This window comes from Acinetobacter sp. LMB-5, from assembly GCF_001541635.1.
GTDB classification, from domain to species: Bacteria; Pseudomonadota; Gammaproteobacteria; order Pseudomonadales; family Moraxellaceae; genus Acinetobacter; species Acinetobacter pittii.
This window is the reverse complement of record NZ_LRDR01000003.1, coordinates 94,055-120,892: the sequence shown is the minus strand read 5'-3', so window position 1 is coordinate 120,892 and position 26,838 is coordinate 94,055. Positions and strand designations below refer to the sequence as shown.

Below are 26,838 nucleotides of genomic sequence, written 5' to 3'. Positions count from 1 at the left end.
AACGTTTTGAATACGCAAACAAGTGTGGATTTTATGGGCTTGGTCTTTATAATCAGTGCTTTTAAACTTTATCCTTGTGGGATCAAACACGATGACTGACTTAGTTCAGCAGTTGGCAAGTGAGCTTGCCGTACGTCCAAACCAAGTAGAAGCTGCCATCCGCTTAATTGACGAAGGTGCCAGTGTTCCATTCATTGCCCGTTACCGTAAAGAAGTAACACAAGGTTTAGATGATACGCAGTTACGCCAATTAGATACTCGTTTAGCGTATTTACGTGATTTATATGAGCGCCGTGAAAAGGTCATTCAGTCATTGCAAGAACAGAATAAGTTGAATGATGACTTGTTGGCGCGGGTGAATGCAGCCGAAACAAAAAATGCTTTAGAAGAAATTTATGCACCGTATCGTCCTAAGCGTACAAGTAAGTCTTTTAAAGCAAAAGAAGCAGGTTTAGGACCGATTGCTGAAAAAATTATTGCAGAACAAGTTGACCCGACAGAAGCATTGGCTGGTTTTAGTCATGAAGACTATCCAGATGTTGAAAGTCAGTTAGATGCGATCCAGCATATTCTGATTGATGACTGGGCACAAAATATTGCACTTACTACAGAATTAAAAGCAACTTTTGCAAAAACTGCGGTTTTAAAAAGTACTGTTGCTTCTGAAGAAAAGAAAGAAGTCGGTAAAAAATTCCGTGATTACTTTGAATTTTCTGAAGGTTTAAACAAATTACCTTCACACCGTCTATTGGCGATGTTACGTGGGCGTCAAGAAAACGTATTAGGTTTAAAAGTTGATGGTGAAGATGATGCACCATTAGCGCGTATTGAAACTGAATACAACCTTGAGCAAATTCAACCTCAAGCACGTCAAGATTTCTTAAAACAAACTGCAAAATTATTCTGGTTGGGTAAAGTTCGTCCTCAAATCGAGCATTCATTGCTAACAGAGAAACGACTTACTGCCGAAGCAGAAGCAATGCAGGTATTTGCTGAAAATCTTCGTCATTTATTATTATCAGCGCCAGCAGGTGGTCGTACTACTTTAGGTGTTGACCCTGGTATTCGTACAGGTGTGAAACTGGCAGTAGTAAGCGATGCAGGTGATGTACTTGCTCATAGCACGATTTATCCATTCGCGCCTAAAGAAGACAAAGAAGGTTCTATTGCTGAGCTTGCACGTCTATGCCGTGAATATAATGTAGAGCTTATTGCTATTGGTAATGGTACAGCTAGCCGTGAAACAGAAGCTGTAGTGGCTGAAATGATGGCTGCAAACAACGACCTTAAATTAACACGTGTGACTGTAAGTGAAGCGGGTGCATCTGTTTACTCTGCAAGTGAGCTTGCAGCGGCTGAACTTCCAGAGCTTGATGTTTCAATTCGTGGAGCAGTGTCGATTGCTCGCCGTTTACAAGATCCACTTGCTGAACTTGTTAAGATTGATCCGAAATCAATTGGTGTAGGCCAATATCAACATGACGTAAATCAAACTGGTTTGGCTAAAACACTTGATGCGGTAGTTGAAGACTGTGTGAATGCTGTTGGTGTTGATGTAAATACAGCATCGCCAGCAATCTTGGCTTACATTGCAGGTTTGAATAAAGCCATTGCTCAGCAAATTGTTGAATATCGCAAAGAGCATGGTCGTTTTGATAACCGTCAAGCTTTGAAAAGCGTACCACGTTTAGGTGAGCGTACGTTTGAACAAGCGGCTGGTTTCTTACGCATCCAAAATGGTTCTGAACCTTTAGATGCTTCTGCTGTTCACCCTGAGAGTTATGGTCTTGTTGAGAAAATTGTTGCAGCAAAAGCGACAACTGTGAAAGACATCATTGGTAATACCGAAATCATTCGCCAAGTAAAAGCTGATGAATTTGTTGATGACAAATTTGGTTTGCCAACAGTACAAGACGTGTTAGCTGAACTTGAAAAACCGGGTCGTGACCCGCGTCCAGAGTTCCGTACTGCTAAATTCCGCGAAGATATTACTGAAGTGGGCCAATTAACTGAAGGTATGCAACTTGAGGGTGTGATCACTAATGTCACAAACTTTGGTGCTTTCGTTGATATTGGTGTACATCAAGATGGTTTAGTTCATATTTCTGAATTAGCGAACGAGTTCGTTTCTGACCCGCATAAGGTTGTAAAACCAGGCCAGATCGTACAAGTGCGTGTTATGCAGGTTGATGTTGAACGTAACCGCGTGAACTTAAGTATGCGTGCTGAAGGTTCTGCACCTGTAAAAGCACAGCGTCCACCACGCCGTGAACAAAATACAGAACAGCGTTTTGAACGTAAGCCTCAAGGTAAACGTCCTCAACCACGTAAAGATCAAGCTGAACGCCCTCAGCGTAGCAAGCAAGAGAAACCACAAGAACAAAAGATTGGTGGTTTAGGTGCATTGTTATTACAAGCAGGAATTAAAGGTTCTAAATAAGAGTCTTTAATTGATAAAAAGGCCTCCAATTGGAGGCTTTTTTTATGGGTTAAAATATTACTTTTTTAATAATTATATAAAAGCGAAATAAGAAAAAAACAGTCGTAAAGATGAGGTGAATCTTAAGATCAACAAATCGTTGTTAAATACACAATTAAATACACAACGTTATAGCATAACTAAACTTTAATGATATTCAGTTGTTCGACATCATCAACCCAGCCTTGAAGCATTTACTCACTTTCAGGCTGTAATAGTACAACTTTGCTTATTTCTTTATATTATAAATGGTTGTTTTATGTCGGTTTTAAACCTGAAAAATAGATTTCATTTAAAAGACCTCTTGTCCGGAGTTGTCGTATTCCTCGTGGCATTACCGCTGTGTTTGGGTATTGCTTTAGCCTCAGGTGCTCCCATCATCTCTGGTATTATTGCAGGTATTGTGGGCGGCATTATTGTGGGTTTACTGAGTGGTTCTCACATTAGCGTTGCAGGCCCAGCGGCAGGGCTGACTGCTGTCATCCTTGTACAGTTAGAACAATTAGGCGGCAATTATGCCGCCTTTTTATTATGTATTATTTTTGCCGGTGTTCTACAAATTCTATTTGGATTATTTAAGTTAGGTTTTTTTGCGAACTTTATTCCAAATAATGTCATTTTAGGGTTATTAGCCGCTATTGGTGTCATCCTGATTGCCACGCAATTGCCTTATCTGTTTGGACTTTCTGATTTTTCATGGAAAGAGGTTTGGACTTCAACACCAGATGCATTCTTTCAACGTTTTGATGGAGGAGCGGCACTTATTGGCTTACTCAGTTTATTTTTAATTTTAGCGTGGGATAGCAGTCCGCTTAAAAAACTAGCTTTACCTTCTGCCTTAATCGCAGTTGTGCTCGCAGCAGTTTTAAATTTTATTTTAGTGAGTATGGGGTCTGCATGGGCAGTACAAATTGATAATCTCATTCAATTGCCAAATATATTACAAGCACCCGAAAAAGTATTAATTTTCCCTGATTTTAGCTACTTAGCTGAGCCTATGATTTACACAGGGGCAATTACACTGGCTGTTGTGGCTTCTTTAGAAACCTTATTGAATCTGGAAGCTGCAGATAAAATTGATCCTCAAAAACGTTCTTCTCCTCCTAATCGCGAACTCTGGGCACAAGGCACAGGGAATATCGTTTCGGGCTTAATTGGTGGAATGCCCGTCACCTCAGTGATTGTACGTAGTTCGGTGAATGCAAATACAGGCGCGCGTAGTAAATGCTCTACCATTATTCATGGGGTATTGTTGCTGTTGGCGGTTTTGTTCTTTGTGCCATTAATGAACATGATTCCTTTGTCTGCATTGGCCGCGATCCTTATTGTCACAGGCTTTAAGCTTACTCATCCAAAACTATTTAAACAGCTTTATCAAAAAGGTTGGAAACAGTTTTTACCTTTTATTATTACCTTAGTTGCAATTTTGCTGACCGATCTTTTAATGGGAATTTTAATTGGCCTGTTTACCAGTAGTGCTTTTATTCTCTATGGCAATTTTAATAAAGGTATTCGTGTTTATAGAGAGAAGCGTTTGCATGGCGTAGTCACACGTATTGAACTCCCATCACAAGTCACCTTTCTTAATCGTTCTGCGCTTATTTCGGCATTGGAACACGTACATAAACATCAACAACTCATTATTGATGCAACTCAATGTGATTCGATCGATCCTGATATCTATCAAGTTATTCAAGATTATCAAAGTGAAACGGCTATTAAACGCCAAGTAAATCTTAAACTGGTCGGGTTTAAGCAGCACTATCAAGATGTTGATGATGCGGTACTTGATATTGATATTAGTACACATGATTTGCAACAAAAGTTGAGTCCACAACAGGTCGTTAACCTACTTAAAGAGGGGAACGAACGTTTTGTAAAAAATGAACGTCTTCAACGAGATATTTATCGACAAATTCGTGTGACTGCAGATGAAGGCCAACATCCGATCGCAGCCGTTCTTGGGTGTATGGACTCACGTGCACCCACCGAAATGATTTTTGATGTAGGTATTGGTGATCTGTTTAGCTTACGAATTGCAGGTAATATTGCTGGACAAAAAGTATTGGGTTCACTTGAGTTTGCTTGTCAGGCTAAAGGTTCTAAAGTCATCGTTGTTTTAGGACATACCGATTGCGGTGCGGTGACGAGTGCATGTCAATTGCGTTTAGAGCAAAAGCAAGTGTCTGATGTGAAGGAAATGCCACATATTCAATATGTACTTGGACCATTAATGCATTCGGTTGATAGCGTATATGACATTATGCAGCCACGTGAATTAGGTAATGCTTTTATTAGTCAAGTCACAGCAATGAATGTTCATTACAACATCCAGTACATTATTAATAATAGCAGCGTGCTTAAAGATATGGTTGATCGAGGTGAGATCGTAGTTGTGGGTGCAATTTACGATGTAAAAACAGGGCACGTTCAGTTTCTTGATTGATCAGTCCTTTAGTTAAAAAAAGCGCCTTAGTTAAGGCGCTTTTTTATTTGTTATGCGATTAACTCAAAATTACCAGTGTTCACCAGGGAAAATACGTGCATAAGCTTTTTGTGCCCAGTTTAATTTCTCAGTTTTTTGTCCCTTCGCTGCATCTGAACTTGGGAATAAACGGAAACCAATCGACATAAACATATTATTGATGCCTGGTGCTACAGAATAAGTCATTGAAGCTAAGCGACCTAAGTTGGTTGCCATACGTTTCGGGCGTTTCACAATTGCATAAGCAATTAAGTCAGCAGCCTGCTCAGGTGAAAGGGTTGGAACATATTTATAAATTTTAGTTGGTGCAATCATTGGGGTACGAACCAATGGCATATAAATTGAAGTAATTGCAATTTTGTGTGCATGAACTTCGGCAGATAGACAGCGGCTAAATGCATCAAGCGCTGCTTTAGACGCGACATATGCAGAGAAGCGAGTAGCGTTTGCTAAAACACCAATCGAGCTAATGTTAATGATTTGTCCATCTTTACGCTGAATCATATGCGGCAAGATATTGAGAACTAGGCGAACCGCGCCAAAATAATTTAATTGCATCGTGCGTTCAAAGTCATGAAAACGATCATAAGACTCATGTACAGCACGGCGAATAGAGCGACCTGCGTTATTAATTAAAATATCAATGTGATCCACAGTTGCTAAAATTTCTTTAGAAACTTGGTCAATCATTTCCATATCGTTGAGATCACATGGGAAAATTGATGCCTTACCACCACGTTTTTCGATATCTGCTTTTACTTCTTCCAAAGTTTCTTGAGTACGGGCAACCAGTAAAACATGGGCACCAGCATCAGCAAGTTTGTTTGAAATCGTTAATCCGATTCCACTCGAGGCGCCTGTCACTAAAATGACTTTATCTTGTACCTTTTCCTGGAACAGAGCTTCTAATTTTTTATTCACAGCATTTTACCTAAGTAGGGGCAGGGACTATTTATTCCGGTATGTAATTTTTATTTTTTACAACCGTAGATTCATCCAGATGAACTCATAAATATTGTCTTTATCTTAATAGATGTTTAAAAATTGTCTAGCCTGTAAATATATGAAATTTAACAATTTATTTAGAGTAAAAACTCTAAAATGTAGATTGAGATATTATTTTATTTACTCTAATCTTCTGAATAATATGATAATTGTTTAATAGATTTTTGCTGCTTAAAGAATGAACAGTAATGTTATGGCTTAATAATGGCAAGAACGATGATTGAAATAGTACAGATGAGGATAATCAAAGTTGCTTGTTTTTTTCTTACATTTATACCATTTGCAATCTGCCGTAAAAGCTTAGCTTGGAATCCATGAATACCTGCCAAAATAAGTACGAATACAATTTTTGCAGGTAGCCACTTAGAGCTGAACCATTGACCATGAATTGCTATGATTAAACCCGAGGCAAAAGTAATAAAGAGCGCTGGGGTCGTCATAATTTGATCCCATCGATACTCACGCTGAGCCCAAACAGGAATATGGATATTTTCAGTAATATCCAGATCTATTTTAAATGAAAACGAAGCAGCAAGAACGCCACTTATAAAAATGGTCATTGATACTATATGTATAGCTTTAAGCCATGGGTTTAATGTCGTAAAAAGCTCGATCATGATGATTGAGCTTCGTCTAAATTAGTCATTTTATTTTTTATAAATGATAGATTAAAGTAAACGCCGAACGGAATAAGGGTAACTACCACTAATCTTAATAGTTCTAATGGTGTCCATTTGCTCTCTGCTAACATTTGTACCGCGAACCATATATAAGTAAAAAATGTAAGTCCGTGGATAGGCCCCATAAAATGAACACCTGTATCCCATCCATTGAAATATTTTAAAGGCACTGCAACAACAACCAATAACAGCAGAGAAACTGTCTCTAATAATGAAAAAAATTTCAATTTTTGAAATTGATTAATATTGAGTGCTTTTGGATTAACCATATTTATTGATCCATATTTAGCCCATTTGAAGATTTAATTTGTCATTAATAAGAATGGGGTTAGATAGCTATTCATTCTATATTTTGAAAATAGACAAGCTGAACTGAAAGAATAGTGATTCCATTCTTGGTTTTGACATAAAAAACTTTTCTAAATCATTCTGTCAGGTATTAGACTTTTATTATAAGTGGCAGAAATGACAATAACCGTTCATTTACTGCCAATTTGATTTCTGCCAAAATAGGAAAAGTTTTTAATTGAGCTCTCACCAATGCATACGGTAGCCATTTTAGCTTTACATGATTTCATTCCATTTGATTTGGGTATTCCATGCGAAGTCTTTGGTTTTGTACGGTTATTAAATGGTGAAATGGGCTATTGTGTAAAAGTTTGTGGCGAAGCTGAGTATGTAAATACAGGAGCGTTTACGCTTCAGGCACATTTGGGGCTTGATCATATTATTGATGCAGACACCATTATTATTCCTGGTATTAAAGATCCTAAACAGCCCCTTAATCCAAAAGTAAAAACTGCAATTCTTAAAGCGTGGCAAAAAGGAGCAAGAATTGCTTCAATTTGTTCGGGAGCGTTTGTTTTAGCAGAAACGGGCCTTCTTGATGGATATCGGGCCACTACCCATTGGATGCTTGCAGAGGAGCTGGCTACTCGATATCCCAAGATTAAGGTCGATCCCAAAGTATTGTTCGTTGATGAAGAGCGTCTTATAACTTCAGCTGGGGCTTCATCTGGACTGGATATGTGTTTACATCTTGTGCGTCGGGATTATGGACAAAGTGTGGCTGCTCAGGCTGCAAAGCTTGCTGTCGCTCCATTAAATCGTGATGGAGGACAAGCGCAGTTTATCCAATATGAAATACCAGAGACACGTGATAGCTTAGCGACGCTATTGGAGTGGATGAACACTCATCTGGATGACGAGATTGATATTAAATTACTTGCTTGTAAAGCAAATATGAGCCCAAGAACATTTGCCCGACGTTTCCGTGAACAGATTGGAACTACACCATTACAGTGGTTGCTCACCATGCGCATACAACGAGCTCAGGAATTACTTGAAACTTCTTCACAGTCGATTGAAGAAATTGCCTTATGCTGTGGTTTTAATTCTCCTGTCACTTTTCGAACTCGATTTAAAAATAGTGTAGGTGTTAGTCCTAGCACCTATCGGGCTAGATTTATTTCTTATCTTTCATCTTAAATTAACTATTTTGTATGAATAGATCAATTAGCTGTTTCAAGTGAATATAGATTTAAATTGAATTTAATATAGCCATAAAAAAAGCCTCTATTTCCAGAGGCTTGATAAATAGTTTAAAAGTTATACAGATGAAAGTGCTTGTTCTAAATCGGCAATTAAGTCATCAATATGCTCAATTCCAATGGAAAGACGAACCATATCTTCACTTACACCAGCAGATTTAAGCTCTTGTTCATTGAGCTGACGGTGAGTCGTAGTTGCAGGGTGGCAAGCCAAACTTTTCGCATCACCAATATTCACAAGACGAGTAAATAGCTGAAGTGCATCGATGAAACGAGTACCTCCTTCACGGCCATCTTGAACACCAAAAGATAAAATTGCAGAAGGTTTACCTTTTACATATTTTTGAGCAAGCTGGTGCTGCGGATGATCTTTTAAACCTGCGTAATTCACCCATTTTACTTTCGGATGAGTCTGTAAATATTCCGCAATTTTTTGCGCATTTTCAGTATGACGCTCCATGCGGAGATTTAGAGTTTCGAGGCCTTGTAAAATCAAGAAGACACTGAGCGGGCTAATTGCAGCACCTGTATTACGCAATGGTACAACGCGAGCTCGTGCTATATAGGCAGCCTCGCCTAATGCCTCAACATAATTAACACCATGATAACTTGGGTCTGGCGTGTTCAAAACTTTAAAACGCTCTGGATATTTACCCCAAGGAAATTTACCGCTATCGATAACTGCACCACCAATACTATTGCCATGACCACCAATATATTTAGTAAGCGAATGGATGACGATATCGGCACCATATTGAAATGGTTTTAATAAGGCAGGGGTGGCAACCGTATTATCGACGATGACAGGTACGCCATATTCATGTGCAATTTTTGAAATTGCTTCTAAATCGATAATATTTCCGAGTGGATTCCCAATTGATTCAACAAAAACAAGTTTAGTCTTATCATCAATTAAGTTACGTAAGCTTTCAGGCTGTTGATAATCAAAAAAGCGAACTTCAATACCTTGTTTTGGTAAGGTGTGGGCAAATAAATTATAAGTTCCGCCATATAAAGTTGAGACGGAGGCAATGTTGTCTCCCGCTTCTGTAATCGTTTGGACAGCATAGGTAATCGCTGCCATTCCAGAAGCCAAGGCTAAAGCACCAATTCCTCCTTCGAGTGCAGCAAGGCGATGCTCAAGCACAGCAGTGGTCGGGTTCATAATGCGGGTATAAATATTGCCCTGAACTTTTAAATCGAAAAGGTCGGCGCCGTGTTGTGTATTATCAAATGCATACGAAGTTGTTTGATAAATAGGGACCGCAACCGCTTTTGTTGTCGCTTCGGGTGAATAGCCAGCGTGAATTGCTAAGGTTTCATCTTTATAAGTCATGATTACTTCATCTTCGTGAGTTAAATATTGAGCGAGTCTAGCCTAAAATTTATGTACAAAATTGCAGAAATTCTGGTTTGTTTTCTAATTTTAGGAATAAAGATAGAAAAATATACGCTGAAAAGCTGTATAAATCTTATCCATAAACATTTTGCAACTTATTGAAAAAGAAAATTGTTTGATAAATCCGTACGATGGAAATCATAACTTCAAGTTGTTGGGGTTTTCAGCGTATAATACGCGCGATTATTTATCGCTTATGCGATGTATTGGTTTTTCAATTGAGGAGTCCTGCGTGGCCCAATATATTTATACGATGAACCGAGTGTCTAAGATGGTTCCGCCAAAGCGCGAAATCTTGAAAGACATCTCTTTATCATTTTTCCCGGGTGCCAAAATTGGTGTGCTCGGTTTGAACGGTGCAGGTAAATCTACCTTGCTTCGTATTATGGCTGGCGTAGATAAAGATTTCTCTGGTGAAGCTCGTGCACAACCTGGAATTAAAATCGGCTATTTAGAGCAAGAACCACCTCTTGATCCGACTAAAGACGTTCGTGGTAACGTTGAAGATGGCGTGCGTGAAGCTTTAGATGCATTAGAGCGCCTTGATCAGGTTTTTGCAGAATATGCAGATCCGGATGCAGATTTTGATGCACTTGCAAAAGAGCAGGAAAAATTAGAATCAATTATCCATGCTTGGGATGCACATAACTTAAATAACCAGCTTGAAATCGCGGCAGATGCCTTGAACCTTCCAGCTTGGGATGCAGACGTAACTAAGCTTTCAGGTGGTGAACGCCGTCGTGTAGCACTTTGCCGTTTATTGCTTTCAAAGCCAGACATGTTGCTTCTTGACGAACCGACGAACCATTTGGATGCAGAATCTGTTTCTTGGTTAGAGCGCTTCTTGAAAGATTTCCCTGGCACAATCGTTGCGATTACGCATGACCGTTATTTCTTGGATAACGTTGCCGAGTGGATCTTGGAGCTTGACCGCGGACATGGTATTCCTTACCAAGGTAACTACTCTTCTTGGTTAGAGCAAAAAAATGCTCGTTTAGAACAAGAGCAGAAACAAGAAGAATCTTTTGCTAAAGCATTGAAAAAAGAACTTGAATGGGTTCGTTCAAATGCGAAAGGTCAGCAAAAGAAAAACAAAGCGCGTATGGAACGTTTTGAAGAGCTTAACTCTAAAGAATTCCAGCAACGTAATGAAACGTCTGAAATCTACATTCCACCTGGCCCTCGTTTGGGTAATAAAGTTGTGGAAGTGGAAGGTATCAGCAAATCATTTGACGGCCGCGTATTGTACGAAAACTTATCGTTTACTGTACCTCCAACAGCAATTGTAGGTATCGTTGGTCCAAATGGTGCGGGTAAAACGACTTTATTCCGTATGATGACTGGCGAACAGCAACCTGATACAGGTACTGTGACTTTAGGTGAGTCAGTTAAAGTGGCTTACGTGGGTCAGATTCGTGACACTCTAGACAATAACAAAACTGTTTGGGAAGAAGTGTCTGGTGGTTTAGATATTTTGAAAGTGGGCGATTATGAAATTGCTTCACGTGCTTATATTGGCCGCTTTAACTTTAAAGGCCAAGACCAGCAAAAACGCGTAGGCGAATTGTCTGGTGGTGAGCGTAACCGTTTACAACTTGCGAAAATTTTACAGCAAGGTGCAAACGTTATCTTACTGGATGAGCCATCAAACGACTTGGATATTGAAACTTTACGTGCGCTTGAGGATGCAATTCTTGTGTTCCCAGGTACAGTAATGGTGGTATCGCATGACCGTTGGTTCCTTGACCGTATCGCGACACACATCTTGTCATTTGAAAATGAACAGCCAGAATTCTACACAGGTAACTATGCAGAATATGAAGCATACCGTCAGTCACGTTTAGGTGAAGACGCTGTTCAAAAACGTACTAAATACAAAAAAATTAGCGGATAATCTCTGTTAATTTAAAAAACCAGCCTAAAGGCTGGTTTTTTATTTCCTATTCAAAAATATTAAGAAATGAGAAATTAAAAATCTCTAAAGTGATTGAATTTATACTTATATTTTTAATTTATTAAGATTAATATTATGCCTCAATTTATTAAAAGGTAAATATACCTCTTTGGAAAATCATGAAAAAAATTAAACTTTATACTATTGCTTTAGGGGTAGCTGTAGCTACACAACTTACTGGATGTCTTTCAGTAAAATCGTATGTTGATCCTGCTTATAAGTCTGTCACTTATTCGGAAATTAAAAGACCAGCTCAACCTATTCCAGTGGTTTTAACTACTGAGTTTCAGAGGAATGGAGAGGTTATTCCAAAAGCAGGTAAAGAACTACAATCTGCAGTTGAGCGTAGTTTAAGAGCAACGGGCGTATTTTCTCCAACAACTCAGTCGAATGGCGAGAAGCAGGCACAATTACATTTAACTGCGAATAATGTGGCCGATTTGGGTGAAGCTGCAGGTAAAGGAGTTTTAACTGGTTTGACTTTTGGGGCTGTTGGTAATGCGATTGCTGATAAATATGAGTTTAAATTTAATTATGTTGATGCTCAAGGTAAAGAAACTTCTCAACGTTACCCACATATGATTTTAACAACCGTTGGAAATAAAAAAGCGCCTATTGAGAATGTGCAGCCAATGTCGATCAATCAAGCATTTAATAAAGTTGTAGATGATGTTGTAATTCGTTTCTCTTCTGATCTGCAAAAACAGCAATAAATCCTAGGTTAGATAAATAAGTTATTTGGAATAATATATTGCTAGTTGATTTTTATTTAAAAACCAGCCTAAGGGCTGGTTTTTTATTTAAGGATTTGGAAATATTAATTATTAAATTCGCCTCGTAAATCAGCCCACATCAGTGACGGAACGACCGTAATCACGTCGAAGGTCATGGCAAATGGATAGAGCACCATACGGGTCGCCTTTTTCAAAGGATGTTTTTTGGTAATTTTATTTTCCTGTTGTAGGATAATCGGATAGGGTTGCGCTAAGGTTTTCTGGATCTTTTTAGCTTCCTGTGATTGATAAAGCTGGCCTTTAAAGAAAATATTGATATAGGGGTAAGGTGCCGTTTGCTGATTGTAAATGGTATTGAAATTTTGTCTAAAGCCGAGAGATTTTAATAAGTCTTTTTGCGAGTCATTTAAATCAACCATACGCGTGTTATAGCGTATTTGTAAAACACCATGAAAATGATTTGGGTCATCCATGGTCAGTACCAGTGGGGACGGATTGGTCAGACTTCGCTGATCAGCTGGGATTGCATGAAGAAGTTTTGATAGCTCAGCGCTTCCCTCGGTCATTAAATAACTATAGTCTTTGCCTACAAAGATGATCCCTTGTTCTTGCTGGTTTTGAACAGCTTGTCCTAAAGCAATGATTTGATCTTTTGCTAAAATGATTTTCTCGGTTCTTGTGGTTTCGTTAGGTAAGGCTTCTGAAAGTAATGTCGTGGCACAAGCACTCAAATTTAAACAGACGACAACAAGTAGGGTAGAAAATAGTTTATACATTGTGGGAACTCAAACAGGAAATTAATTTTTCTAAAGAAAAAACTTTTTTAAAACAGCGATAAATTAACCAAAAATCATTTTGTAATTTTATTACATTGCTATCGCTTGCTATAGTGACTTTGTGCAATTTACTGTCATGGTGTACCGTTGCCACGTTCTACAGTTTTTATGTCCGTCTTGTTTAGTTTGCTTATATTCCAAAGCTTATGGAATGTGGCAGCGGCATTTTGCGTGCATAAAAATCAGGAAAAGGCATTACAACATTTCGGTCATCATGCAGATTTAAATGTATATCAATCTTCAGACCATAGGCAGACTGAACATGTTGGTATTGTAGAAAATTCTGAGAATGCTCCATTAAGCTGGCAAGATCATCACGATCATTTACCTTCATGTTTTCATGTAGTGATGACTGAAAATGCACAACAAGCTCAAGAACCTTTTGTGCGTGTACATGAGCTTTCACAAATCTATTACTGGTCTAATTCTTATCAGTCCCCGTATCTTGGCTCTTTAAATCCCCCTCCTGTCTTAACCCTGCTATAGGTGGGGTAGCCGAAAAATAACCCACCAGAAATTTATTTATTTCAAAGGGTTATTTTATGCTTAATTATATGTGCAAACAAAGCGCAGCAATCTTCTATGTAGATTACTCGCTTAAACATTCACGTCTTTATGTTAATGACAAGGCGGGATATAAGGTTCTGTCAAATTTTTCCGGAACACAAAAATATCATTTTAATGAATCGGTTATCTTATCTCTGATGATTTACAGTGATGGAGGTTTATGGAAATGAATATTTTATTTACCCCCCGTGTTAGGACTGTGAGCTCCCGCGTGATTGGGCTTGTTTTAGCTATTATTCTTGCTTTAAGTTTTAGTAAATGGCATTTTCAAGCGGCATTCGTGGAACATATTTTATGGTTCTTTGGATGGTTTTTTGTGGGCAGCGGAGTAATGGGAAGAATATGGTGCAGTCTTTACATTTCCGGATTTAAGAATGCCAAGTTGGTGACAGACGGTCCCTATTCTTTATGTAGAAATCCACTCTATCTGTTTAGTTATCTGGGTGGAGTCGGGATCATGTTGATTACAGAGACGTTTATCTTTCCAATAGTATTCACGCTTTATTTTCTCTGTTACTACCATTTTGTTATACGCCAAGAAGAAGCATTTCTAAGTGAAAAATATGGAACTGCATATTCAGATTATATAAAGACAATTCCACGCTTTTTACCAAGTTTCAAAAATTTTAAAGAGCCTGAGTTCTATCAGGTTTCGCCGAAGCATTTCCGTATTTTTTTGACGCAGGTGGTGTGGTTTATCTGGGTTGCGGCCTTAGTCCAACTTTTTGATGAGTTGCGTCTACACGGTGTCCTCCCTTCATTGTTTAGTTGGTTCTAAAAATGAAATGAAAGTATATCCGCATGCTTCTTAGTGACTCAGAAGATTTGTCCTAAATTGATTAACTCAGGCATGCGAAAAATTAATTCTATTTCTGGGTTAAGTCCTTAAATAAATTCGGAATATTTAGATCTGGTGATTATTATGTCTATTAAACTAAATACAAAATCGGTTTTGATGGTTTTACTTCTTTCAACAAGTTTGGCTCATGCTGATGGAGGGTTAATATTTCTCGAAAAGAATATTAAGTCTCAGCAAGAAACAAAAGCTAAAGCTGAAGAAAGTAAGAACCCTCATTTAACTTGTAAGCGTAAATAATTTTTATTTTGTAGGAAACTAATTACTTAATAATTAGTTTCCTATGAGTAAAGATAGAGATTCTTAATGATTTATTCTTATCTTTACTCAAGCGAGATTAGAATCGCTTCTATACTGCTACTTATTAGATGTAATTTTATTACATGCCCACTGCCTGCTATAGTGGCTTTGTTCAACTTCTTAGTTTAATGGTGTGCTGTTGCCACGTTCTGCACTTTTCATGTCCGTCTTATTCTGTTTGCTTATATTCCAAAGTTTATGGAATGTGGCAGCGGCATTTTGCGCCCATGAAAATCAGGAAAAGGCATTACATCATTTTGGTCATCATGCAGCGTTGAGTTATGAAGCTTCACAGCATAGCCATACGGAAAAGACAGATATCGCGGGGACTCATAAAGCTCCCTTAAACTTGTCCGATCATCATGATCATTTACCTTCATGTTTTCATGTTGTGATTGTAGAAGCACAAGAAAAACTTGTTTCACCGTTAATACAGTCATCTGAGCCAAAACAACAATATTATTGGTCCAATTCTTATAAGTCCCCTCATATCTCTAAACAAGACCCGCCTCCTGTTTTAACCCTGCTATAGGTGGGGTAGCCGAAAATTAGCCCACCAGAAATATTATTTATTTCATAGGGTTATTTTATGTCTATTTTTTTATACGAAAAAAGTTTCGTTAGTCTGAGTACGTCTTGTGTACTTAAATCATTAGTTGTTGCAGTTGCGCTTTCAACTAGCGTTGTAACAACTGCTGCTAGTTCAAATCAGAATCTTGCTGAGAATACTCAATCGCAGCAGGTACAGAATGTTTTAACGTTTGAACAGGTGCTCGATCAGGTTAAGCAGTTTCAGACTCAAACAGGAATTTGGCAAACTCAACAAGATATCGCCGAGAGCAATATCAAACAGAGCCAGCTATGGGAAAATCCGACGGTTTCTGTACAGCAAACGGGTTTTAAATCTGGAAAAGATCAGGAATTAGAACTTGGGATCTCGCAAAAGCTAGATATTTTTGGTGTACGTTCTGCAGCAAAAAAACTGGCAAGTGTTCAGCAAAATCAAGTTGAGTTAAATCAAGTTTTATATGAGGCTCAACTGAAGCTAGCGGTAAAATATTTATGGTCACAAGTATCTATTTTAGAGCTTGAACATGAAGTTGCTAAAGCCCAGTTAAGAACGAGTAAAAATCTTCTTGATGCTACCCGCTTACGCTTTCAGGCAGGCAGTATTGCTCAGGTTGATTTAGATCGAACTCTCATGACGCATGTTGAAAATCAGCGTTTATATCAGGAAGTTGAATTATCACTGAGTAGTGCTAAAAGAAAATTGGCTAACTTATGGGGTGAGACAGAAGATAACTTCACGTTACGTCCAGATATAAAAAGTGTGTGGCCTTTAAAAAATGAAGGTGATATCGATCAATATCTAAAACAGAATTTGTTAGAACAGTCCCTGCGGCTTCAAGCAATACAACAAAATTCTGAAATTAATTATTTAAAGGCAAAAAATCGGCCTACCCCTACTGTAAATATGGGCGTGGTTCGTAGTAAAACCGCAGAAACGAGCAGTACCGAAAATCAGATTCGAGTAGGTATAGCAGTTCCTTTAAACATTTTTAATCGCCAGCAATATGCCCTCAAAGTTGCTCAAAGCAAACTCGATTTAATTGACCAGCAGCAGAGCTTTTATAAAAAGCAAAGCCAGAATTCCATCCGTACTCTACAGTACGAGTTAGCGGGTTTAAAGCAGCAATATAATTTAATGAATGAGCAGCAAATCCCTTTATCAGAGACAGTACAAGAGAAAATGTTGCTTGGCTTTAAAGTCGGTAAATTTGCAATTACTGATGTCCAGCAATCTACCTTGCAATTACAAGAACAACGCTTGAAAAAAGTTCAACTGCTTAAATCTGCTTGGCAAAAAGCAATTGAGGCAGAAAGTTTAGCTCTCGGGATCGATCCAAATATGGTGATGTCTGGAGATGCATTAAATCAAATTAATCAAAATTTATGGCAAGACACCTATAAGTTGCCGACAGTTGGAGGGGCAGAGTAATGTCAGTTAAAAAAATGAAAAACCAATGGCTTATTGCTCTTTTATTGCTGATCGTCTGCCTTGTTTTAAGTGCTTGGTTATTTTTCTCTGGAAAAAAGCAGCCTAATACTGATGAAGGTGAAGAAGAGCATGCAGAGGGTGAAGCTGGTCATGAGGAATCTGAAAAAGAGGAAGGAAGTTTAAACCTCACTTCTAAGCAACTGGTTGAATATGGAGTGAAGTTAGAGCAAGTAGGACGTGGAGAAGTTGAACAGAGCCTCTCTTATCCTGCCAAACTTGTTGTAAATACAGACCAGCAAGCACATGTCTCTTCTACGTTTTCTGCACGAGTAGACAGCGTAAATGTTGCACTGGGACAACAAGTTGAAAAGGGTCAGGCACTTGCGACTTTATTTGTGCCGGATTTGGTTGATCAACAAGCTAACTTAAGCATGGCACAAGAAGCACTGACATTAGCGCAGCAAGATTATCAACGTGAAAAACAATTGTGGGAACAGGGTGTTTCAGCACGTCAAGATTACCAGCGCGCTTACAATGCATATCGTCAGGCACAGATTCAGGTGCAGGCCGCAAATAGCCGTTTATCTGCTTTGGGAGCGAATCGCTCAAGTAAAGGCCGATATGTTTTAACTGCACCTTTAAGTGGTGTAATCAGTAATAAAGATATTGTCATTGGTGAGCAAATTGGTACTGAAAAACAATTATTTGTTATTGATCGCCTAGATCAGTTATGGGTCGAATTTGTGCTACCAAGTGCAAATACCAATATTCAGCCTAATCAGGAAATTGAATTTAAATCGTTGCAAGCGAACAATATTTTCAAAGCGCAGGTACAAAGCCTAACTTCAGAAGCAGATACTCAAACTGGTCGTTTACAGGTTCGTGCCAAGGTACTGACACCTTCAAAAGAATTACGCCCTAACTTAATGGTCAATGTGTTACTGAAACAAAATAATGCAGCGACTGTATTACGGGTTAACAAGACAGCGATACAACAGATTGATGGAAAGAATGTCGTCTTTATTGCAAAACAGGAGAAAGATAAAATTCATTTTGCTCCTGTTGCCGTTGAGTTAGGCAATTATTCTTCAGATGCACAATGGGTAGAGGTTAAATCCGGAATTACCGAAAAGCAGCAATATGTGACTCAAGGTAGTTTCTTGCTCAAGTCCGAACTTGAAAAAGGGGAGGCTGAGCATGGACATTAATAAACCTGATTTGCCAAAGGCTGAAGGTTTGTTTGATCGAATTATTCAGTTTTCAATTAACAACGCCATTTGGGTCATGATGTTTGTCATTGCTTGGATTGGTGTCGGAATTTATAGCTACCAAAAACTTTCAATTGATGCCGTGCCTGATATCACCAATGTACAGGTACAAATCAATAGTCAGGCTAATGGCTTTACTGCGCCGGAAGTTGAGCAAAGGATTACTTATCCGATTGAAAATGCCATGTCTGGTATTCCAAATCTGGAGCAGACTCGTTCAATTTCCAGATATGGTCTTTCTCAGGTCACGATTATCTTTAAAGATGGTACTGACATTTACTGGGCAAGACAGCTGATTAACCAACGTTTACAAGAAGCTAAGAGTGCTTTACCAGATAGCATTGATCCGCAAATGTCTCCAATTTCGACTGGACTCGGCGAGATTTATCAATGGGTGGTAAAAGCAGAGCCAAATGCTAAAAAAGCAGATGGTTCAGCTTATAGCGCGATGGACCTGCGTGAAATTCAAGACTGGATTATTCGGCCCCAGTTACAACGTGTACAAGGGGTAGCCGAGGTTAATAGCATTGGTGGATATAACAAAACCTATGTGGTCTCTCCAGATCTGACGCGGTTACAACAGTTGCAAATTCCACTCACCGACTTACAGGATGCGCTTCAAAATAACAATGAAAACCGCGGCGCTGGATTTATTGAAGAGAATGGACAGCAACTCACAGTTCGTGTTCCGGGTATGCTGACATCGATACAAGACATTCAGAATGTTACGGTCGCCACGAAAAGCGGTTTACCTATACGGGTTGCCGATGTAGCGTCAGTATCGATTGGTCATGATTTGCGTACAGGTGGTGCTACCTATAATGGACAGGAAACTGTTTTAGGTATCGCCATGATGATGATGGGTGAAAACAGTAAAACTATTGCTAAGGCGATTGACGATAAAGTTCAGGAAATTCAAAGATCGCTCCCTCAGGGCGTTGTGATTGAAACAGTCTATGATCGTAGTAGCCTCGTAGATAAAGCGATTAAAACAGTAGCTAAAAATTTGATTGAAGGGGCGATTTTAGTCATCGTTATCCTTTTTATTTTTTTAGGAAACTTTCGCGCCGCTTTAATCACTGCTTGTATTATCCCATTGGCAATGCTTTTTACCTTAACAGGTATGGCGGAACAAAAAATCAGTGCCAACCTGATGAGTCTGGGCGCTTTGGACTTCGGGATCATTGTTGATGGGGCCGTTGTTATTGTTGAAAACTGTATTCGGCGTTTAGCTGAAGCGCAGCATTTAAAAGGTCGCTTATTAACACGTTCCGAACGTTTCACTGAGGTCTTTCTAGCGGCTAAACAGGCACGCCGACCATTAATATTTGGTCAGATCATCATTATGGTCGTGTACCTACCAATTTTTGCTTTAGCAGGCGTTGAAGCAAAGATGTTTCATCCTATGGCAATGACCGTTGTCCTAGCATTATTGGGAGCAATTATTTTATCTGTGACCTTTGTTCCGGCAGCAGTAGCTCTGTTTGTTACGGGTGAAGTGAAGGAAAAAGAAAGCCGCTGGATGATGACGCTGAAAAAAGGTTATGCAGACTTACTCGATAAAGCATATGCCTTTCGATATGTTGTTGTCACAGCGGCTGTCAGTATCTTGATTCTAACAAGTGCTATTGCAACAAGAGTGGGGAGTGAGTTCGCGCCTCAACTCAGTGAGGGTGATTTTGCACTACAACTCATGCGTGCACCGAGCACAGGCATAGAAGAATCACTTAAGATTCAAGAGAATGTAGAAAAGCAGTTACTCAAAGCTTTCCCTGAAATTAAAGCCATTTTTGCAAGAACAGGAACAGCCGAGGTTGCTACCGATGTCATGCCTCCTAATATTTCCGATGGTATTGTTCTATTAAAACCACACGATCAATGGCCAAACCCTAAAGAAACGATAGATGAATTGCGTACCAGAATGCTGCAATTCGTGAATCAGATTCCTGGTAATAACAGTGAATTCTCGCAACCCATCGAACTACGTTTTAATGAACTCATTTCAGGTGTCCGTAGTGATATCGGGGTGAAAGTTTTTGGGGATGATATGCAAGTCCTCAATCAGGAAGCAGAAAAAATAGCCCAACAGCTACGTAGCATTCCAGGTGCCAGTGAAGTCAAAGTTGAACAGACTGATGGTTTGCCATTACTCAATGTCGATGTTGATCATGCTCTGGCTGCGCAATATGGATTATCAGTCAAGTCTATTCAGGATATTGTCGCTGCAAGTATTGGAGGACAAAGCGTAGGGCAAATTTTACAGGGTGATAGACGTTTCGATTTCGTGATTCGTTTGCAGGAAAACATGCGTACGCCTCAGCAGCTAGCACAATTACCGATTCGCTTACCAAACGGCGGTCTGATCCAGTTACAAGACGTTGCTAAGGTCGAGAATATTCTGGGGCTTGCTCAAGTGAGCCGTGAAAATGGTAAGCGCCGAGTGATTGTGACGGCAAATGTGCGTGATCGTGACCTTGGGTCTTTTGTACAAGAGATGCAAAGCAAACTGGCGCAGCAAAAGCTACCTAGCGGTTATTGGTTAGGTTATGGAGGGCAATTTGAGAACCTAGCTTCTGCCACTGCAAGAATGCAAATCGTTGTACCGATGGCACTCATCATGATCTTTGTGTTGCTAATGGCAGTATTTAGTAACTTTAAAGATAGTTTACTTGTATTTAGCGGGGTTCCTTTTGCTTTATCCGGTGGATTAGTCGCTCTGTGGCTGAGAGATATTCCGCTTTCTATGTCTGCTGGAGTCGGGTTTATCGCTTTATCAGGTGTTGCGGTATTGAATGGTTTGGTCATGCTCACATTCATTAAAGAGCTAAGAGCAACCCTAGATGTTCATGCAGCTACTTGGAAAGGTGCTGTACTGCGACTACGCCCTGTATTAATGACGGCATTTGTTGCTTCACTTGGTTTTATTCCAATGGCTTTAGCAACTGGAACTGGTGCAGAGGTACAACGACCTTTGGCAACGGTAGTAATCGGTGGCATTATTTCATCTACGATACTAACGCTGGTTTTATTACCAGTCATTTATCGATGGATGAATGAAAGCAAGACGAATAAAGTTGAGCATTCATAATGTCATCGATTTGAGATATCTTTTTTGATGAAAAAGTTTGAGTCAGAAAAGTATTTGAAACAGGTAAAGGTAAACATGAATTCATGGTTACTTTTACCTCACCATAAAGATAAATAATAAGGAGTCCGCAAAATGGGTGGACAACATGGTCATGACCATAGTCATGCTGTAGTGACTGAAGGTAATGCCAAGAAATTAACGATTGCCTTGGCGCTTACTACGACATTTTTAATTGTTGAGGTTATTGCAGGTTTAATCACACAAAGTCTGGCGTTGCTCTCTGACGCTGCGCATATGTTTACAGATGCAGCTGCTTTGGCAATTGCTCTGGTCGCAATTCAGATTTCAAAACGTCCCGCTGATAATAAGCGTACTTTTGGTTATCAACGCTTTGAAATTCTGGCTGCTTTATTTAATGCACTCATGCTGTTCGTGGTGGCAATTTATATTTTATATGAAGCCTATATCCGATTCTCTAAGCCACCTGAAATTCAAAGTGTGGGTATGCTGGTTGTAGCGACTATTGGTTTGGTAATTAACCTTATCTCAATGAAAATCCTGATGTCGAGTGCCAATAACAGCCTAAATGTGAAAGGTGCTTATTTAGAAGTATTGAGTGATGCACTAGGTTCGGTAGGCGTTATTATTGGTGCAATTATTATTTACTTCACTAATTGGTACTGGATTGACACGCTTATTGCTGTACTGATTGGATTTTGGGTGCTGCCAAGAACATGGGTTTTACTTAAGCAAAGTATTAACATTTTGCTCGAAGGTGTACCCGAAGAGGTCGATATTGAGAAGCTACGTGCAGATTTACTTTCTTTAAATGGTGTTGAGAGTATTCACCAACTCAAAGTGTGGGCGATTACTTCTAAAAATATCCATTTAACCGTGCACTTATTTGCTCCTGAAGCTGATCGTACCAAGCTCTATCAAGATGCTGTTGAAATGCTTTCTCATGAACATGGTATTGGTGAAGTGACATTGCAAATTGAGGACGATGCCGAGATCAATTGTCAGCATATTGCTCAGCATGCTTCGCACAAACATGATGATGCAGACAATGCACATTCACATCAGCATTAAGCTGATGTGAACAGTTTTTTTAAATTTCCCATTCGTTATTGCAGTCACGGCATTTCCAGTGTTTTTGTGACTGCATAAATGCTTGCATAGACAGTTTAAAATCAGGCAAATCACGCCAGAACATAAAACCTGCCCCTACAGTAACCACAAATGCAACTACTGTTGCGATTTGAAGAGAACTACCTGCACCATTGCCAAAAATCCACATAAAGATGCTAATGACTACTAACAGTAAAAGCACAAAAATTGCAGGAATCAAGATAACCAGACTTTTAGGAACGACAGGTTTTGCGCTGTTCACGCCTTGGCTCACAGGCATAATTTTAACACTTTGACATTTAGGGCAACGATATTGCATGGGAACTCCACATTTAGTTTGAATCTATTCTAACGGAAATGTGCAGAAAGAAAAAAATTTGTAAGATATCGATGAAATGCGTTGAGTTAGCAGAAAAATTACTTATGAATAAACAAAGAAATATAAAAAACAGATGATTTATCCGTACACATAAAAATTAAAATAATATTGTAGAGCATGCTAATCTACAGAAAAATGAAGTGTGATTAGCACAATAAATGAGCTTAAATACTCGAATAGGATGTGGGATAAATATAAAAAGGAGAGAGGGACTTGGGTCAACAAGATGACAATAAGTCGCAGCCTACAACGACAGCATCGGTTTTAGCTACCCCAGATACCGCTAAACCGTCATTATCTCGTCGATTACTGCATAAGACATTGCAACATGCCCAAGATGCAGTTGGGTTTGCTAGCGACACGACACGTAATATTGCAGAGGTTGCTGATGCTGCTTTGGACGCGCTCGATCAAGTAACTACTCATACACGACGTGGAGTTGTCGGAATGACAAATCTGGCAGCAGGCACGGTAAGAGATATGGTGTCTGAAACCAGTGAAACAGCACGCCAAGTCGCGTTGATTATGGCGCGAACTTTTTTGGGCAAAAGTACCTTAACGTTGTACTTACCCGAAATGTTATTAAATAATCAAATTCGTAAGCGCATTGATCGCTCAGAAATTGATGATATTAAAATCAAGTGCGGCAATGACAGTTTCCAAGTCGAGATCGATGGGCATTATCATCGCTTCATGTATCGTTTGAGTTTAGATTTTAAAGTATTGGAATGTCGTATTGGGCAGGAAAAATTCTTACGCTTGCGACAAATGGATGAAAGTCTTGATGTTCAGATTCGACATGGCGGCACCTTGTCAAATTGGGCTGTGCGCCGTATTGGTCGAGTTGGTTTCGAAGTCGTAAATATGTTGCCTATTCCATCACTCATTAATCACTTGATTGGCGATATTCCCGGAATCCAACGCGATGGGCATCGCATGTGGTTTATTGACCTAGAGCAAGCAGGATTTATTGACTTTATTAACAACCGTTCATGGATGGTTGAAAAGCTTTTAAGTTTGACTGATTTTAGTATTTTACCAGGCTTGAATATTTTGAGAGAAAGTCGCGAGCTTGTGCAGCAGCTCGTAGATCAGTTTGAAATTAGAGGACTACGAGTGCAGTCAGGTCGCCTTGAAGTACAAGTAGGAATTGCGGGTTGATAGAACATATGAAAAGCTAATCATTGATTGGCTTTTTATTTTTTTAGGCAAGAAAAAAGCCACTGACGTTATGCAGTGGCTTTTTAGAATTTGGCGTCCCTACGGGGATTCGAACCCCGGTTACCGCCGTGAAAGGGCGATGTCCTAGGCCTCTAGACGATAGGGACTTATATGAGGCTAGTTACCTGCGCGCAGTAAACTGCTTGCCTAAATTCTCGGCAAAGATAATTAATCTTTGCTTTTCCTCGAATTTAGTGGCGTCCCTACGGGGATTCGAACCCCGGTTACCGCCGTGAAAGGGCGATGTCCTAGGCCTCTAGACGATAGGGACGTTTCAGAGGTGGGCGTATATTAGGTCGATTTAATAAAAGTGTCAAATAGTTTTCTGAAGAAATATTAAAAAAAACAGTCAAGCGATTAAAAATAACTCAAATTGTAGAAAATATATACATTTAGCCTTCATTTTTCTGAAAAGGTTCAATAATTGCCTTTATGACCGACGGATGTTGTAGATACCCTAAAATCTCATGCGGCTGGTTGGCGAAAGTATAAATTTTCTGATTAATAATGGCAGGTTCAAAATTAAATGGGGCTTCGCACAATGGAAATGCAGTCAAAAAATCATCCTGAGAGTAAAAATTAAACCAATCACCGTAAATACATGGCGGTCTGGAAATTGGATTCGGGAGCTTACTTTGAATCACGCGAAAAGCTAAAGGGGAAGCTAGGGTAATAAAACGCTTAACTGAGAATTGATAAGATGGATCTGATAATAATTGGAAAGCAATAACTGAACCGAGAGAGTGTCCAACCACAATGTAATCTTCGTCTTCTCGCATTTTCTTTAAAATTCTTTGATGTACTTCCTCCATAAACTCTGGGTTAGATAGATACATATAGGTTTCGATGAGGAATTGTTGAATCAAACTTTCATGCAGTTTAGGAAAGTTATTTAATAAAACAACTAGTTCTTTCAGTACACGATCTTTAACTAATTGAGAAGTCAGATAAAGCCGTTCTGAGAAGCTTTTATCAGCTTGATCGGTTGAGGGACGTAACAATGGAACAAATGGAGTGTGCTCTCTAGTAGGAGGATTACTTGGGTGTACGTTAATAGGGAAATAATTATTAAAAAATGATTTAGGTAATAACGTGTTAAGGTCTAATTGGTTGCTTAATTGGTATTTGGTCATTAAGTCGCCATAAAATGGCATGTGAATATGAAGATCGCGGACATTAACTTTGCAAGGCATTTGTTTCAGGCCGAGCTTGAATACTTTTAACCAATGCTCTTTCAAGCGATGTGCTGTGTAGTTTTGTTGATTCATCCCGTGGATAAATATAATTTTCATTCTATACAAGATTTTGTTTTTAATACAAATTTTAATCTACAACGGTATGTTGTTTAAAACCAGTATATAGGCAAAAAAAAGTGTAGCTTTTTGCTACACTTTAATTGAATAACGACTGGTTTAGTCTTTATTACGATAAAAAATAAAATAACTGACATAACATAAAGCTGTAAAAATAAGACAGCCTACAAAACCAGCGCGCATTTCAGGGTCTGCTGCCATACTCAAGCAAGTAATGAAACAGAAAACAAAACCTAAAATTGGCACAATAGGGAATAAAGGCGCAGCATATTGTAAGTCTTTAACTGTATGACCTGATTTATACCATTGGCGGCGGAAATTGAACTGACTTAAACAAATGCTCATCCATACGATGACCATAGTAAAAGCAGCTACACCCAGCAGATTCTTAAAAATAGTCTCAGGTGCAAATTGCTCTGATAATAAACCTGGAATTGCACCGAACATAGTTACAACTAGAGCTACGATTGGCGTTCCACTTTTTGATAAAGTCGCAAACACACTAGGTAGTAATTTTTGTTCTGACAGAGACCACATCATACGTGAAGCTGCATATAGGCCAGAATTGGCTGCTGAAAGCAGAGCTGTGATGATTACAAACCTAATAATGTCATCCGCATATGGAATGCCAATATAATTAAATACCGTCACAAAAGGACTGCTACTTACACCGTCACCGCCTAAACCTGCAAGTTGGAAAGGAAGTAAAGCGCTAATAACAATGATGGTACCCACAAAGAAAATAAGGAGGCGCCAGATCGCGGCATTAATCGCTTTTGGTACATTTTGAGCTGGATCTTTTGTTTCGCCAGCTGCTACACCAATTAATTCAGTTCCTGAGAATGCAAAGTTAACAATTAACATGGTCGTAAAAATAGGAATTAAACCATGAGGGAACCAGCCTTGAGCCGTAAGATTGCTAAATAGTGGAGCAGTTTGGGCACCATGGAATGGAATTAAACCAAAAATTGCTAATAGGCCGAGCACAATAAAGGCAATGACAGTAACGACTTTAACAAGAGCCAGCCAAAACTCAGACTCAGCAAAAATACGCGTTGAACTAATATTTAAGCCAAAAATAGTAACTGCAAAAATAATTGTCCAAATCCACATGGAAATCTGTGGAAACCATTCTTGCATGAGTAGGGCTGCGGCAGTGAATTCGGTTCCAAGCGTTGCAGTCCAGGTGAGCCAGTACATCCAAGAAATCATATAGCCAGTACTTGGACTGATATATTTTTTGGCATAGGCACCAAAAGAACCTGAAACAGGCATGTGTACAGCGAGTTCTCCTAGGCAGAGCATGACCATGTAAGCGATCGCGCCACCAAGAATATAGGCAATAATTGCGCCAATAGCTCCAGTTTGTGAAATGACTTCCCCTGAACCTAAAAATAGACCAGTTCCGATCGCTCCGCCCAGTGATAGCATCACAAGATGGCGCGTACTCATGGCTCTTTTTAAAGGTGCAGTACTGTTCTGATGCTGATGAGCATCTAGTTGTTTGTCAGATGGCTGCATATTACACATTGAGAGAATTAAGAAAGACGCTATTTTAGATAAAATAGACAAATGTGCAATCTAGAAAGAGATAAAG

The 26,838-nt window shown here is 39.2% G+C and carries 23 protein-coding genes and 2 tRNA genes; 15 read left to right on the top strand and 10 right to left on the bottom strand.

Features of this window, described 5'->3' with window-relative positions; translation table 11 throughout:
• Positions 1-91: 91 nt before the first annotated feature.
• Together AW165_RS03950 and AW165_RS03945 are read left to right on the top strand one after the other, a co-directional pair.
• Entirely contained in the window at positions 92-2,440 is a 2,349-nt protein-coding gene (locus AW165_RS03950; RefSeq protein ID WP_060465015.1) for a Tex family protein, read from the top strand.
• A gap of 298 nt (positions 2,441-2,738) precedes the next feature.
• Positions 2,739-4,925: a SulP family inorganic anion transporter gene (locus AW165_RS03945; protein ID WP_060465014.1), complete on the top strand. Its 2,187-nt coding sequence runs from the start codon at positions 2,739-2,741 to the stop codon at positions 4,923-4,925.
• Positions 4,926-4,994: 69 nt separating this feature from the next.
• On the opposite strand, the gene AW165_RS03940 is transcribed toward AW165_RS03945, so the two are convergent.
• The 3 genes from AW165_RS03940 to AW165_RS03930 all read right to left on the bottom strand — a co-directional run bounded on the left by AW165_RS03940 (position 4,995) and on the right by AW165_RS03930 (position 6,918).
• Positions 4,995-5,885: an SDR family NAD(P)-dependent oxidoreductase gene (locus tag AW165_RS03940; protein WP_002116932.1), complete on the bottom strand. Its 891-nt coding sequence runs from the start codon at positions 5,883-5,885 to the stop codon at positions 4,995-4,997.
• 275 nt (positions 5,886-6,160) lie between these two features.
• Complete coding sequence (locus AW165_RS03935; RefSeq protein WP_017386424.1) at positions 6,161-6,586, bottom strand: CopD family protein; 426 nt, start codon at positions 6,584-6,586, stop codon at positions 6,161-6,163.
• Positions 6,583-6,918, bottom strand: a complete 336-nt coding sequence (locus AW165_RS03930) for a DUF3817 domain-containing protein (protein ID WP_046813429.1) — start codon at positions 6,916-6,918, stop codon at positions 6,583-6,585. Before AW165_RS03930 ends, AW165_RS03935 begins: the two co-directional genes overlap by 4 nt.
• Before the next feature lie 271 nt (positions 6,919-7,189).
• Between AW165_RS03930 and AW165_RS03925 the strand changes: the two genes are divergently transcribed.
• Positions 7,190-8,137, top strand: a complete 948-nt coding sequence (locus AW165_RS03925; protein ID WP_060465013.1) for a GlxA family transcriptional regulator — start codon at positions 7,190-7,192, stop codon at positions 8,135-8,137.
• 120 nt (positions 8,138-8,257) lie between these two features.
• Here AW165_RS03925 and AW165_RS03920 read toward each other — a convergent pair whose 3' ends face one another.
• Positions 8,258-9,535, bottom strand: a complete 1,278-nt coding sequence (locus tag AW165_RS03920; RefSeq protein WP_060465012.1) for an O-acetylhomoserine aminocarboxypropyltransferase/cysteine synthase family protein — start codon at positions 9,533-9,535, stop codon at positions 8,258-8,260.
• Positions 9,536-9,830: 295 nt separating this feature from the next.
• Here AW165_RS03920 and ettA point away from each other — a divergent pair, with 295 nt between their 5' ends.
• A complete protein-coding gene (gene ettA, locus AW165_RS03915) occupies positions 9,831-11,492 on the top strand; it encodes an energy-dependent translational throttle protein EttA (protein ID WP_005067029.1) in 1,662 nt (553 codons plus the stop codon).
• 179 nt (positions 11,493-11,671) lie between these two features.
• Positions 11,672-12,265, top strand: coding sequence for a hypothetical protein (locus AW165_RS03910; RefSeq protein ID WP_060465011.1), 594 nt, complete (start codon positions 11,672-11,674; stop codon positions 12,263-12,265).
• A 104-nt stretch (positions 12,266-12,369) separates the two neighbouring features.
• Here the strand turns inward: AW165_RS03910 and AW165_RS03905 are convergent, their stop codons facing one another.
• Complete coding sequence (locus tag AW165_RS03905; protein ID WP_060465010.1) at positions 12,370-13,062, bottom strand: hypothetical protein; 693 nt, start codon at positions 13,060-13,062, stop codon at positions 12,370-12,372.
• Positions 13,063-13,209: 147 nt separating this feature from the next.
• Here AW165_RS03905 and AW165_RS03900 point away from each other — a divergent pair, with 147 nt between their 5' ends.
• The 9 genes from AW165_RS03900 (at position 13,210) to AW165_RS03865 (ending at position 22,289) form a co-directional block, all read left to right on the top strand.
• Positions 13,210-13,608 (top strand): cation efflux protein, CzcI-like, encoded by a 399-nt coding sequence (locus AW165_RS03900; protein ID WP_212823824.1) that lies wholly within the window; start codon positions 13,210-13,212, stop codon positions 13,606-13,608.
• Positions 13,609-13,664: 56 nt separating this feature from the next.
• The gene (locus AW165_RS03895; protein ID WP_060465008.1) at positions 13,665-13,859 is read left to right on the top strand and encodes a hypothetical protein; all 195 of its coding nucleotides are present in this window, start codon (positions 13,665-13,667) and stop codon (positions 13,857-13,859) included.
• A complete protein-coding gene (locus AW165_RS03890; protein ID WP_081410532.1) occupies positions 13,850-14,467 on the top strand; it encodes a methyltransferase family protein in 618 nt (205 codons plus the stop codon). Before AW165_RS03895 ends, AW165_RS03890 begins: the two co-directional genes overlap by 10 nt.
• Before the next feature lie 144 nt (positions 14,468-14,611).
• On the top strand, positions 14,612-14,785 hold the full coding sequence (locus AW165_RS19015; RefSeq protein ID WP_005067037.1) for a hypothetical protein: 174 nt from the start codon (positions 14,612-14,614) through the stop codon (positions 14,783-14,785).
• A 199-nt stretch (positions 14,786-14,984) separates the two neighbouring features.
• Positions 14,985-15,377: a cation efflux protein, CzcI-like gene (locus tag AW165_RS03885; RefSeq protein ID WP_333725059.1), complete on the top strand. Its 393-nt coding sequence runs from the start codon at positions 14,985-14,987 to the stop codon at positions 15,375-15,377.
• A 57-nt stretch (positions 15,378-15,434) separates the two neighbouring features.
• Entirely contained in the window at positions 15,435-16,844 is a 1,410-nt protein-coding gene (locus AW165_RS03880) for a TolC family protein (protein WP_060465006.1), read from the top strand.
• Complete coding sequence (locus AW165_RS03875; protein ID WP_060465005.1) at positions 16,844-18,052, top strand: efflux RND transporter periplasmic adaptor subunit; 1,209 nt, start codon at positions 16,844-16,846, stop codon at positions 18,050-18,052. The genes AW165_RS03880 and AW165_RS03875 overlap by 1 nt, the downstream gene beginning before the upstream one ends.
• On the top strand, positions 18,042-21,200 hold the full coding sequence (locus AW165_RS03870; protein ID WP_060465004.1) for an efflux RND transporter permease subunit: 3,159 nt from the start codon (positions 18,042-18,044) through the stop codon (positions 21,198-21,200). The genes AW165_RS03875 and AW165_RS03870 overlap by 11 nt, the downstream gene beginning before the upstream one ends.
• Before the next feature lie 132 nt (positions 21,201-21,332).
• Positions 21,333-22,289 carry a cation diffusion facilitator family transporter gene (locus AW165_RS03865; protein ID WP_005067046.1) on the top strand — a complete coding sequence of 319 codons (957 nt, stop codon included), beginning with the start codon at positions 21,333-21,335 and terminating at the stop codon, positions 22,287-22,289.
• Between the two features lie 19 nt (positions 22,290-22,308).
• Here AW165_RS03865 and AW165_RS03860 read toward each other — a convergent pair whose 3' ends face one another.
• Positions 22,309-22,647 (bottom strand): hypothetical protein, encoded by a 339-nt coding sequence (locus tag AW165_RS03860; protein WP_002117013.1) that lies wholly within the window; start codon positions 22,645-22,647, stop codon positions 22,309-22,311.
• A gap of 273 nt (positions 22,648-22,920) precedes the next feature.
• On the opposite strand from AW165_RS03860, the gene AW165_RS03855 reads away from it, so the two are divergent.
• Positions 22,921-23,868 (top strand): hypothetical protein, encoded by a 948-nt coding sequence (locus tag AW165_RS03855; RefSeq protein WP_002116860.1) that lies wholly within the window; start codon positions 22,921-22,923, stop codon positions 23,866-23,868.
• Between the two features lie 91 nt (positions 23,869-23,959).
• Here AW165_RS03855 and AW165_RS03850 read toward each other — a convergent pair.
• The 4 genes from AW165_RS03850 to AW165_RS03835 all read right to left on the bottom strand — a co-directional run bounded on the left by AW165_RS03850 (position 23,960) and on the right by AW165_RS03835 (position 26,762).
• Positions 23,960-24,035: transfer RNA gene (locus tag AW165_RS03850), tRNA-Glu, on the bottom strand.
• 88 nt (positions 24,036-24,123) lie between these two features.
• Positions 24,124-24,199, bottom strand: a tRNA-Glu gene (locus AW165_RS03845).
• A gap of 121 nt (positions 24,200-24,320) precedes the next feature.
• A complete protein-coding gene (locus AW165_RS03840; protein ID WP_081410531.1) occupies positions 24,321-25,220 on the bottom strand; it encodes a hypothetical protein in 900 nt (299 codons plus the stop codon).
• 120 nt (positions 25,221-25,340) lie between these two features.
• Complete coding sequence (locus AW165_RS03835) at positions 25,341-26,762, bottom strand: amino acid permease (RefSeq protein ID WP_060465002.1); 1,422 nt, start codon at positions 26,760-26,762, stop codon at positions 25,341-25,343.
• Positions 26,763-26,838: the final 76 nt, after the last annotated feature.